This window comes from Streptomyces sp. NPDC029041 (assembly GCF_040637515.1).
Classification (GTDB): Bacteria; Actinomycetota; Actinomycetes; order Streptomycetales; family Streptomycetaceae; genus Streptomyces.
Map to the genome: position 1 here is coordinate 360,620 of NZ_JBEZWO010000003.1, position 11,316 is coordinate 371,935.

Consider the following 11,316-nt stretch of genomic DNA (forward strand, 5'->3'; position numbering starts at 1 on the left):
TGTCAGTCCAGCCACACATAACCCGCGAGCCGACCGGTGGTGCGGTCGCGGCGGTACGAGAAGTGATCACGCGACTCCAGCGTGCACACCGGCGACTGCTCCCGGTCACGCACTCCGAGCCGTTCGAGCTGGGCGTGCACTCCGGCGCTCACGTCGACCGCCGGCGTGCCCCAACTGGTTTCGGCGTACGCCGCCGGCTCGACGGCGGACACCTCGGCGCGCATCGCCTCGGGCACCTCGTAACACCGGCCACAGACGGTGGGCCCGGTGCGGGCGACGATCCGGGAGGGCTCGGCGCCCAGTTCCGTCATCGCGCGCAGCGCGGCCGGCACGACTCCGGCGATCATGCCGGGCCGGCCCGCGTGGGCCGCCGCGACGATTCCCGCGGCGGGGTCGGCGAGCAGCACCGGCACGCAGTCGGCGGTGAGCACGGCGAGGGCGAGGCCCCGGCGGGTGGTGACGATCGCGTCGACCGACGGGATCTCGGCCGACGAGCCCCAGGGTCCGTCCACCACCGCCACGTCGGCCCCGTGCACCTGGTTCATCCAGACGACCCGGTCCGGCTCCACACCCAGGTGCTTGGCGGTCAGGTCCCGGTTGGCGCGTACGGCACCGGGATCGTCGCCGACCGCTCCGCCGAGGTTGAGCTCCTCATACGGAGCGGCGCTCACCCCGCCCCACCGGTCGGTGAAGCCGAAGTGCGCGCCGCTCGCGCTTTCGCGCTGTCCTATCACGACTGAAGGATCACTTGAGGAAGTCCGGTACGTCCAGTTCCTCGGCCGCGCTGTCCGAGTAGGTCCGCGGCGCCGGCGGGACCGGCGGGGCGACCGGGATGTCCTTGACCGGCTCGGGCGCGGGCTCCGGGTCCTCCTTCGGAGTCACGCTGCCGAGCGACCCGAAGGACGGACGGCTCTCGGTCTGCCGGACCGGTGCCGGCTCCTCGCGCTTGGCCGAGGACGAGCCGAGGACGTTGTCCCGCTTGGCGGGCGGCTGGCCCCCGTCGAAGCCGGCCGCGATCACGGTGACCCGCACCTCGTCGCCGAGGGCGTCGTCGATCACCGCGCCGAAGATGATGTTGGCCTCGGGGTGGGCCGCCTCGCTCACCAGCTGGGCGGCCTCGTTGATCTCGAACAGACCGAGGTCGGAGCCACCGGAGATGGAGAGCAGCACGCCGCGGGCGCCGTCGATGGACGCCTCCAGCAGCGGCGAGGAGATCGCCATCTCGGCAGCCGCCACCGCCCGGTCGTCGCCGCGGGCCGAGCCGATGCCCATGAGGGCCGAGCCCGCCTCGGACATGACCGACTTGACGTCGGCGAAGTCGAGGTTGATGAGGCCCGGGGTGGTGATGAGGTCGGTGATGCCCTGGACACCGGAGAGCAGGACCTGGTCGGCCGACTTGAAGGCGTCCAGCACCGAGACCTGGCGGTCCGAGATGGACAGCAGCCGGTCGTTCGGGATGACGATGAGGGTGTCGACCTCTTCGCGGAGTTCGGCGATGCCGTCCTCGGCCTGGTTCGCGCGGCGCCGTCCCTCGAAGGTGAACGGGCGCGTGACCACGCCGATGGTGAGGGCACCGAGCGAGCGGGCGATGTTGGCCACGACGGGCGCGCCGCCGGTGCCGGTGCCGCCGCCTTCACCGGCTGTCACGAAGACCATGTCGGCCCCCTTGAGGACCTCCTCGATCTCCTCGCGGTGGTCCTCGGCGGCCTTGCGGCCCACGGCCGGGTTGGCTCCGGCGCCGAGTCCGCGGGTGAGTTCACGGCCGACGTCCAGCTTGACGTCGGCGTCGCTCATCAACAGAGCTTGCGCGTCGGTGTTGATGGCGATGAACTCGACGCCCTTGAGACCGACCTCGATCATCCGGTTGATGGCATTGACACCACCGCCGCCGACACCGATGACTTTGATGACTGCGAGGTAGTTCTGCGGTGCTGCCACGTCGAAGGCCTCTCGCCTCGAGTTACGTGTCGCCGAATCAGCGTGACGCCCTGCGCCCCGCGACCCGACGACTGATGCCGAATGGGACGGTCCGTATCGCCGACCCGAACCCTAACCCTGAAGTTTAGGGTTACCAGTGTGTCCGTTCCTTGGAGTCTTCTGAACAGGACACTAAGTCGACAAGTGGCGCGCGTTCAACGAACACGCCGAACCTCCCGTTTTTCTTTTCACCCTATGTGATCAGCCGTAGCACTGCCCAACCAGGGTGCTGGCCTGCGCGTATGTGCGTCAACTCGCTGATGACGCGGGCGCGGTGGGGACGCTCACGTCGAAGTACCCCGCATCGGGCGATGCTTTCATCAAAGCGGTGAGCGTACGGGCCTTCGCGGCGCCCTTCTCGCTGCTTCCCCAGACGACCGTACGACCGCCCGTCAGCTCCAGCGAGATGGCGTCGTAGGAACGGACCTTGACGGTCTGTGTCCGGCGGGCGACGGCGGCCGGAAGCGCGCGGGCGACGGCGACGGCCTCGCGCACCAGCCGGGGTTCGCCGAAGCGGCGCAGGCTGGCGGCGGCGGAGCCGGACCGGGCGAGCGTCAATTCCAGCGCCGGGACGCCTTTCGGAGCTTCGGAAACCGTGGCGTAGCGGACACCGTCGTCGTCCACTTCGACGAACTTTCCGCCCTTTTGGACAATCAGAACCGGAGTCCGCTCAACCACTTTCAGGTCGATTCCATGGGGCCAGGAGCGGACCACGTCAACCGCGTCAATTCGGGGCAATTTCCGGCGCAGTCGCGTCTCGATCGCGTCGGTGTCGACGGAAATCAGCGGCTTCCCGAACGGAACCTCGGCCGCCGCTTCGACCTGAGCCGGTGTCAGGACGCGGGTGCCGGAGACGGAGACGTGCTCGGCGCGCAGCCAGTCGGAGCCGTAGAACAGCCAGACGGCCGGGATGCCGAGGAAGACCAGGACGAGGCCCAGGAGGACGACCACCCGGAGCCGGGCGCGCCTCGAGCGCAGGCGGGGCGGCGGGCCGGACGACTTCTGCTTGCGTTCACCGCGTTCGGCGGTGGTCGATCCGGCCACGCTCCCCTGCCTTCCGTCATACAGTCCTATCGGTGTGCACGGTTGGCGGCGATCGCCTCGTACACCATGCCGACGAGCAGGTCGTCGGCGTCCCGGCGGCCGAACTCGGCGGCGGCCCGGGACATCTGGTACAGCCGGTGCGGGTCGGCGAGCACGGGCAGGACGTTCTGCTGGACCCACTCGGGCGTCAGCTCCGCGTCGTCGACCAGCAGTCCGCCGCCGGCCTTGACCACCGGCTGGGCGTTGAGCCGCTGTTCGCCGTTGCCGATGGGCAGCGGGACGTAGGCGGCCGGGAGCCCGACGGCGGAGAGTTCGGCGACGGTCATCGCGCCCGCGCGGCAGAGCATCATGTCGGCCGCGGCGTACGCGAGGTCCATCCGGTCCAGGTAACTTACCGGCACATAGGGGGGCATTCCCGGCATCTGCTGGACCTGCGGCAGTTCGTTCTTCAGGCCGACCGCGTGCAGGATCTGGATTCCGGCCTGCTGGAGCCAGGGAGCGACCTGCTGGACGACCTCGTTCAGGCGGCGGGCGCCCTGCGAGCCGCCGGTGACCAGCAGCGTGGGCAGGTTCGGGTCGAGCCCGAACGCGGCCCGGGCCTCGGGGCGGACGGCCGCCCGGTCCAGGGTGGCGATGGAGCGGCGCAGCGGGATGCCGATGTAGCGGGCGCCCCGCAGCTTGCTGTCGGGCGTGGAGACGGCGACCTGGCTGGCGTACCGCGAGCCGATCTTGTTGGCCAGGCCCGGGCGGGCGTTGGCCTCGTGGATCACGATCGGCACGCCCAGGCGCTTGGCCGCGAGGTAGCCGGGCAGCGCGACGTAGCCGCCGAAGCCGACCACGGCGTCCGCCCTGGTGCGCTCCAGGATCTGCTCGGTCGCCTTGATGGTGCCGCGCAGCCGGCCGGGGACCGTGATCAGCTCCGGGGTGGGCTTGCGCGGCAGCGGGACGGCGGGGATCAGCGCGAGTTCGTACCCGCGCTCGGGTACGAGACGGGTCTCGAGGCCGCGCTCCGTGCCCAGGGCCGTGATGCCCACGCTCGGGTCCTGCCTGCGCAGGGCGTCCGCGAGGGCGAGCGCGGGCTCGATGTGGCCCGCGGTTCCTCCGCCGGCGAGTACGACATGCACCGAAATTCACCGCTCTCCGGACGAGCGCGCCGCCGAGGCACGCCGTCGCATCGTGTTCCATCTCCGGGGACTCCGACCGGAACCGGTGCCCCCCGCCCCCCGCTTTCTACCAAAGCGGGGTTGCCGCATCGCAAGCGCCATCCGCGCAGCGGGGTCCTGACGCGCGAAGGCGATCAGCAGCCCGATGGCGAACATGGTCGGCAGCAGGGCGGACCCCCCGTAGGAGAACAGCGGGAGGGGGACGCCGGCGATCGGCAGCAGACCGAGCACCGCACCGATGTTGATCACGGCCTGGGCCGTGATCCAGGTGGTCACGCCTCCCGCGGCATACCTCACGAAGGGGTCCTCCGTGCGTCCGGCCACGCGGATACCCGCATAGCCTAGAGCCGCGAAGAGGGCGAGCACCGACAGCGTCCCCGCCAGGCCCAGTTCCTCACCGGTGACGGCGAAGATGAAGTCGGTGTGGGCTTCGGGTAGTTGGCCCCATTTCTCCACACTCGCGCCCAGCCCGGAACCGAAGATTCCGCCCGATGCGAGGGCGTAGATCCCGTGCACGGCCTGCCAGCAGTCGACGGGTCCCGACTGGGGTTCGGTGGCGCCCAGGCACTGCAGGCGGGCCATGCGGTTGGGGCTGGTCTTGATGAGGATCAGGCCGAGCACGGCGGCGATCGACAGCACCCCGGCGAACAGCCGCGTGGGGGCTCCGGCCAGCCAGAGCAGGCCGAACAGGATGGCCGTGAGGATGATGGCGGTGCCCATGTCGCCGCCGATCATGATCAGGCCGAGCAGCATGAAGGCGGCCGGGACCAGCGGCACGAGCATGTGCTTCCACTGGTTCAGCAGCCTCTTGTCCTGCTTGCGGGCGAGCAGGTCGGCGCCCCACAGCACCAGGGCGAGCTTGCCGAACTCGCTGGGCTGGATCTGGAAGGAGCCGCCGAGGGAGATCCAGTTCTGGTTGCCGTTGACCGACACCCCTATCCCGGGGACCTGCACCAGGGCCATGAGGAAGACGGCGCCCGCGAGGATGGGGTAGGCGAGGGCCCGGTGGAGTCTCACCGGCATCCGCGACGCCGCGAGCAGCAGTCCGGTGCCGATGCCCGCCGCGAGCAGCTGTTTGCGGAAGAAGTACGAACCCGGCAGCGACATCTGCAGTGCGGTGATCTGGGAGGCCGAGTAGACCATGACCAGTCCCAGCACGGTGATCAGCAGACTGCCACCGAGGATCAGGTAGTAGGCGGTCAGGGGCCGGTCCCAGCCCCTGCGGACACGGGTGTAGAGGCCCAGGACGCCGCTCTCGTGCGCGAGCCGTGGCGCGACGGGGCGTTTGGGTGTGCGGGGGGTCGGAGGCCGTCCGGTGCGGCTGGTGGGCATCGCGGCTCACCCTCCCGTGCCGGAGGGGGACGGTGCGAGGTGCACGCCCCCAGGCCGCTCGGGCACCAGCCACATCCGTGTCACGCGTCCCTCCCAGGTACGCCCGGCTCCGCCGCCGGGCGAGGCGGACCCGGGTCAGCCGTCGGCGGAGCCGAGCTCACGGACGGCGTCCGCGAAGGCGTCCCCGCGCTTGTTGTAGTTGGCGAACATGTCCATGGAGGCACAGGCCGGAGCCAGCAGCACCGTGTCGCCCGGCGACGCGAGTTTCCGCGCCTCCTGGACCGCCGCGCGCATCGCCCCAGTGTCGGTCCGGTCGAGGTCGACGACGGGTACCTCCGGGGCGTGTCGCGCCAGGGCTTCCCGGATGAGGGCGCGGTCCGCGCCGATCAGCACGGCGGCCCGCAGCCGCTTCGCCGACTTGGCGACCAGCTCGTCGAAGGTCGCGCCCTTTGCGAGCCCGCCCGCGATCCACACGATCGGTTCGTACGCCGCCAACGAGGCTTCCGCAGCATGGGTGTTGGTGGCCTTGGAGTCGTCGATCCAGGCGACGCCGTCCACGTCCGCGACGTGCGCGATGCGGTGTGCGTCCGGGGTGAACGCCCGCAGACCGTCCCGTACGGCCGCGGCGGGCACGCCGTAGGCGCGGGCGAGGGCCGCGGCCGCGAGGGCGTTGGCGATGTTGTGCGGGGCCGGCGGATTCACGTCGGCGACCTCGGCGAGCTCCTGGGCGTTCTTCTGCCGGTTCTCGACGAAGGCGCGGTCGACCAGGAGGCCTTCCACCACACCGAGTTGGGAGGGCGCCGGGGTGCCGAGGGTGAAGCCGACGGCACGGCAGCCCTCCTCGACGTCGGCCTCGCGGACCAGGTCCTCGGTGGCTTTGTCGGCCACGTTGTAGACGCAGGCGACGCGGTTGCCCTCGTAGATGCGGCCCTTGTCCGCGGCGTACGCCTCCATGGAGCCGTGCCAGTCGAGGTGGTCGGGGGCGAGGTTCAGCACGGCGGCCGAGTGGGCGCGCAGGGACGGCGCCCAGTGCAGCTGGTAGCTGGACAGCTCCACGGCCAGGACGTCGTACTGCTCTTCTCCCAGCACCGCGTCCAGGAGGGACACTCCGATGTTGCCGACGGCGGCGGTGCGCAGGCCCGCCGCCTTCAGGATCGACGCCAGCATCTGGACGGTGGTGGTCTTGCCGTTGGTGCCGGTGACGGCGAGCCAGTCGGCGGCGTCGGGGCCGCGCAGGCGCCAGGCCAGTTCGACGTCGCCCCAGACCGGGACGCCCGCCTGCCGCGCCGCGGCGAACAACGGCTTGTCCGGCTGCCAGCCGGGCGCGGTGACGATCAGGTCGGTGCCCTCCGGCAGCGTCGCGCCGTCTCCGAGGCGGACGGTGACGCCGAGCGCCTCCAGGTCGGCCGCCTGCGCCCGCGCGCGCTCGTCGGCGCCGTCGTTGACGACCGTGACGATCGCGCCGAGGCCGTGCAGCACCTTGGCCGCCGGGACGCCGGAGACGCCGAGTCCGGCCACGGTGACGTGCTTGCCCTGGAAGTCGAAGGGCTCCGAGGTGGTCACTTGTCCGCTGCCCATCCTGCGTAGAAGAGGCCGAGTCCGACGATGACACAAATGCCCTGGATGATCCAGAAGCGGACCACGACGAGCACTTCGGACCAGCCCTTGAGTTCGAAGTGGTGCTGGAGTGGCGCCATCCGGAAGACGCGCTTTCCGGTGAGGCGGAACGAACCGACCTGGATCACCACGGACATGGTGATCAGCACGAACAGGCCGCCGAGGATGGCGAGCAGCAGCTCGGTGCGGGAGCAGATCGCGAGGCCCGCGAGCACACCGCCGAGCGCGAGCGAACCGGTGTCGCCCATGAAGATCTTGGCCGGCGAGGTGTTCCACCACAGGAAGCCGAGGCAGGCGCCCATCAGCGCGGAGGCCACCACCGCGAGATCGAGCGGGTCACGCACCTCGTAACACGCGCCGGGGTTGGTCAGGGTCTGGGAGTTGGCGCAGGACTCCTGGAACTGCCAGACACCGATGAAGGTGTAGGCGCCGAAGACGAGCACCGAGGCGCCGGTGGCCAGACCGTCCAGACCGTCGGTCAGGTTCACGCCGTTCGACATGGCGAGGATCATGAACAGCGCCCAGACCACGAACAGCACGGGGCCGATCGTCCAGCCGAAGTCCGTGATGAACGACAGCTTCGTGGAGGCCGGGGTGTTGCCGCGGTTGTCCGCGAACTGCAGCGACAGCACCGCGAAGCTGACGCCGACGATCAGCTGGCCGGCCATCTTCGCCTTGGCGCGCAGACCGAGCGAACGCCGCTTGACGATCTTGATGTAGTCGTCGAGGAAGCCGACCAGGCCCATGCCCACCATGAGGCCGAGCACCAGCAGGCCCGAGAAGGTCGGTGCCGCGTCGACGTCCGGGTCCAGGTAGCCGGTGATCACCTTGGCCAGGAAGTACGCGGCCACCGTCGCCAGGATGAAGGCGATACCGCCCATGGTCGGCGTACCGCGCTTGCTGGCGTGCTCGCGCGGGCCGTCGTCGCGGATGTACTGGCCGTAGCCCTTGCGGGCGAGCAGCTTGATCAGCAGCGGGGTCCCGACCAGGGTCAGGAAGAGGCCAATGACTCCTGCGAACAGGATCTGCTTCATCATCGGGCGGAAACCTCACCCTCGGCACCGGACTCGAGGAGCGCCTGCGCCACGCTCTCCAGACCGACCGAACGGGACGCCTTCACGAGCACGACGTCCCCCGGGCGCAACTCGCTGCGCAACAGGTCGACCGCCGCCTGTGCGTCGGACACGTGCACCGACTCCTCACCCCACGAACCCTCGTTATATGCGCCCAGTTGCAGCCAGGCGGCTTCCCTGCCACCGACCGCGACGAGCTTGCTGACGTTGAGCCGGACGGCGAGCCGTCCGACCGCGTCGTGCTCGGCGAGAGCCTCGTCCCCGAGCTCGGCCATCTTGCCGAGCACCGCCCACGTACGACGCCCCTTTCCGATGGCCACGAGCGCGCGCAGCGCGGCCTTCATCGACTCGGGGTTCGCGTTGTAGGCGTCGTTGACGACCGTCACGCCGTCCGGGCGCTCGGTGACCTCCATCCGCCAGCGGGAGAGGGAGCCCGCCTCGGAGAGCGCGACGGCGATCTCGTCAGCGGACATGCCCAACTCGTGGGCGACGGCGGCCGCGGCGAGCGCGTTCGACACGTGGTGCTCACCGTACAGGCGCATGGTCACATCACTTGCACCGGAGGGTGTGTGAAGCCTGAACGAGGGCTGTCCGGTGTCCGTGAGTCGCACGTTCTCGGCAGAGACGTCCGCTTCGCCCGACTCTCCGAAAAAGAGCACCTTCGCCTTCGTACGGGAGGCCATGGCCCGTACGTAGGGGTCGTCCGCGTTGAGGATCGCGGTGCCGCCCTCGGCCTCGGACGGCAGGGCCTCGACGAGTTCGCCCTTGGCCTGCGCGATCTGCTCGCGGCCGCCGAACTCGCCGATGTGGGCGCTGCCGACGTTGAGGACGAGACCGACCTTCGGGGGTGTCAGGCCGGTGAGGTAGCGGATGTGCCCGATGCCGCGGGCGCCCATCTCCAGGACGAGGAACCGCGTCTCCTCGGTGGCGCTGAGCGCGGTCAGCGGCAGCCCGATCTCGTTGTTGAGCGAGCCGGGCGTGAACACCGTGGGGGCCTTGCGCTGCAGCACCTGCGCGATGAGGTCCTTGGTGCTGGTCTTGCCCGCCGAGCCGGTGAGGGCGACGAGGGTCGCGCCGAGCCGCTGTACGACGTGCCGCGCGAGGGCACCGAGGGCGCTCTGGACGTCGTCCACGACGATCGCGGGGACGCCGACGGGCCGGGTGCCGAGCACGGCCACCGCTCCCGCCTCGACGACCGCCGCCGCGAAGTCGTGGCCGTCCACGCGTTCCCCGGCGAAGGCCACGAACAGGCTGCCCGGTCCCGCCTCTCGGGAGTCCCGGACCACCGGACCGGTGACCTGGACGGACGGATCCGGTATGTCGTGCGTCTGCCCGCCGACGACTTCTGCGATCTCGGCGAGGGAGAGGGCGATCACAAGTTCATCCCCTGGGTCTTCTGGATTTTCATCCCTGGGTGTTCTGAATGGCTTCGCGGAGCACCTGGCGGTCGTCGAAGGGGCGGACCACCCCGGCGATGTCCTGGCCCTGCTCGTGTCCCTTGCCGGCGACCAGGACGGTGTCGCCGGGCTCGGCGCGGGCCACGGCGGCGGCGATCGCCGCGGCCCGGTCCTCGAAGACCTGCACCTCGCCGCGCTCGTGCGCGGGCACGGACGCCGCGCCCTGGAGCATCGTGGCGAGGATCGCGAGGGGGTCCTCGCCGCGGGGGTTGTCGGAGGTCAGCACGGCGGTGTCGGCGAGCCGCGCCGCGGCCGCGCCCATGGGCTCGCGCTTGGTCCGGTCCCGGTCGCCACCGCAGCCGAGGACGATGTGCAGCCTGCCCTCGGTGACCTTGCGCAGGGCGCGCAGCACGGACTCGACGGCGTCGGTCTTGTGGGCGTAGTCGACGACCGCGAGGTAGGGCTGCCCGGCGTCCACGCGCTCCAGGCGGCCCGGGACACCCGGCACGGCGGCGACGCCGTCGGCGGCGGCCTGCGGGTCGAGGCCGGCCACGGCGAGGGCGACGATCGCGGCGAGCGTGTTGGCCACGTTGAACGGGCCGGGCAGCGGCGACTTGGCGGCGATCCGCTCGCCCTTGGGGCCGATGACGGTGAACGTCGAGTCCAGCCGGCCGACCCGGACGTCCTCGGCACGCCAGTCCGCGTCGGGATGACCCTCGGCGGAGTAGGTGACGACCGGGACGGTGGCCTCGTTCGCCAGCCGGCGGCCGTACTCGTCGTCGACGTTGACCACACCGAGTTTGCCGCGCTCCGGCGTGAACAGCTGCGCCTTGGCCTGGAAGTAGTCCTCCATGCCCGAGTGGAACTCCATGTGTTCCGGGCTGAGGTTGGTGAAGACGCCGATGTCGAAGACGCAGCCGTCGACCCGGCCGAGAACCAGGGCGTGGCTGGAGACCTCCATGGCGACCGCGTCCACACCGCGTTCGCGCATGACGGCGAACAGGGCCTGGAGGTCGGTGGCTTCGGGGGTGGTGCGCTCGGACTTGATGCGCTCGTCGCCGATACGCATCTCGACCGTGCCGATCAGGCCGGTGGACCTGACCGTCTTCAGGCCGCCTTCGACGAGGTAGGCGGTGGTGGTCTTGCCCGAGGTGCCGGTGATGCCGATCTGGAGCAGGTCCCGGCCGGGGTGGCCGTAGATCGTGGCGGCCAGCTCGCCCATCTGCGCGCGCGGGTCGTCGACGACCAGGACCGGCAGACCGGACGCGGCGGCGCGCTCGGCGCCCGTCGGGTCGGTCAGCACGGCGGCGGCACCGAGGCCCGCGGCCTGGTTGACGAAGTCGGCGCCGTGCACCCGGGCCCCCGGGAGGGCGGCGTACAGGTCGCCGGGGCGCACGGCGCGCGAGTCGTGGGTGATGCCCGTGACCTCGGCGGTGCTCTCCGGCCTGGGAGCACCCAGCTGACCGGCGAGTTCCGCGAGGGGTGTGGCGGAGACCTGAACCGGCCTGGGCGGCCCGGGGTATGTCACGGGATGGCCCTTCTGGGTGGTTTGGGACTGATCAGCGTGTGGCACGGCGGTGAGCGTACCGGGCGTACCCGCCTCCGGGCGAAGTGAGGGGCCGGTGCTGCTGTGGTTGCCGGGGTCGGGGGTGATCGTCGTCACGGAGGCGGTCCTGGTGGCTCGGTGGGGCTGAGTGCTGATCAGGGCGGGTC

General features: G+C 70.7%; 9 protein-coding genes. All 9 read right to left on the reverse strand.

Translation table 11 applies throughout. The annotated features are described in order from the left end of the window. Positions 1–2: 2 nt before the first annotated feature. Positions 3–734 (reverse strand): peptidoglycan editing factor PgeF, encoded by a 732-nt coding sequence (gene pgeF / locus AB0F04_RS08895; protein WP_362039314.1) that lies wholly within the window; start codon positions 732–734, stop codon positions 3–5. A gap of 10 nt (positions 735–744) precedes the next feature. Further along, positions 745–1,938, reverse strand: a complete 1,194-nt coding sequence (gene ftsZ, locus AB0F04_RS08900; RefSeq protein WP_031131993.1) for a cell division protein FtsZ — start codon at positions 1,936–1,938, stop codon at positions 745–747. A gap of 288 nt (positions 1,939–2,226) precedes the next feature. Further along, positions 2,227–3,021 (reverse strand): FtsQ-type POTRA domain-containing protein, encoded by a 795-nt coding sequence (locus AB0F04_RS08905; protein WP_362039317.1) that lies wholly within the window; start codon positions 3,019–3,021, stop codon positions 2,227–2,229. 26 nt (positions 3,022–3,047) lie between these two features. Further along, positions 3,048–4,145: an undecaprenyldiphospho-muramoylpentapeptide beta-N-acetylglucosaminyltransferase gene (gene murG / locus AB0F04_RS08910; protein ID WP_362039319.1), complete on the reverse strand. Its 1,098-nt coding sequence runs from the start codon at positions 4,143–4,145 to the stop codon at positions 3,048–3,050. Between the two features lie 6 nt (positions 4,146–4,151). Then, positions 4,152–5,516, reverse strand: coding sequence for a putative lipid II flippase FtsW (gene ftsW, locus AB0F04_RS08915; RefSeq protein ID WP_362039321.1), 1,365 nt, complete (start codon positions 5,514–5,516; stop codon positions 4,152–4,154). A 135-nt stretch (positions 5,517–5,651) separates the two neighbouring features. After that, positions 5,652–7,094, reverse strand: a complete 1,443-nt coding sequence (gene murD / locus AB0F04_RS08920) for a UDP-N-acetylmuramoyl-L-alanine--D-glutamate ligase (RefSeq protein ID WP_362039323.1) — start codon at positions 7,092–7,094, stop codon at positions 5,652–5,654. Next, positions 7,076–8,167: a phospho-N-acetylmuramoyl-pentapeptide-transferase gene (gene mraY, locus AB0F04_RS08925; RefSeq protein ID WP_362039794.1), complete on the reverse strand. Its 1,092-nt coding sequence runs from the start codon at positions 8,165–8,167 to the stop codon at positions 7,076–7,078. The genes murD and mraY overlap by 19 nt, the downstream gene beginning before the upstream one ends. Next, complete coding sequence (gene murF / locus AB0F04_RS08930; RefSeq protein WP_362039325.1) at positions 8,167–9,582, reverse strand: UDP-N-acetylmuramoyl-tripeptide--D-alanyl-D-alanine ligase; 1,416 nt, start codon at positions 9,580–9,582, stop codon at positions 8,167–8,169. The genes mraY and murF overlap by 1 nt, the downstream gene beginning before the upstream one ends. A gap of 28 nt (positions 9,583–9,610) precedes the next feature. Continuing rightward, the gene (locus AB0F04_RS08935) at positions 9,611–11,131 is read right to left on the reverse strand and encodes a UDP-N-acetylmuramoyl-L-alanyl-D-glutamate--2,6-diaminopimelate ligase (protein WP_362039326.1); all 1,521 of its coding nucleotides are present in this window, start codon (positions 11,129–11,131) and stop codon (positions 9,611–9,613) included. Positions 11,132–11,316 lie beyond the last annotated feature (185 nt).

Bases quoted from the DNA above. Each gene is read 5' to 3' on its own strand.
- ftsW (WP_362039321.1), bottom strand. From the start codon at position 5,516: ATGCCCACCAGCCGCACCGGACGGCCTCCGACCCCCCGCACACCCAAA.
- murD (WP_362039323.1), bottom strand. From the start codon at position 7,094: ATGGGCAGCGGACAAGTGACCACCTCGGAGCCCTTCGACTTCCAGGGC.
- mraY (WP_362039794.1), bottom strand. From the start codon at position 8,167: ATGAAGCAGATCCTGTTCGCAGGAGTCATTGGCCTCTTCCTGACCCTG.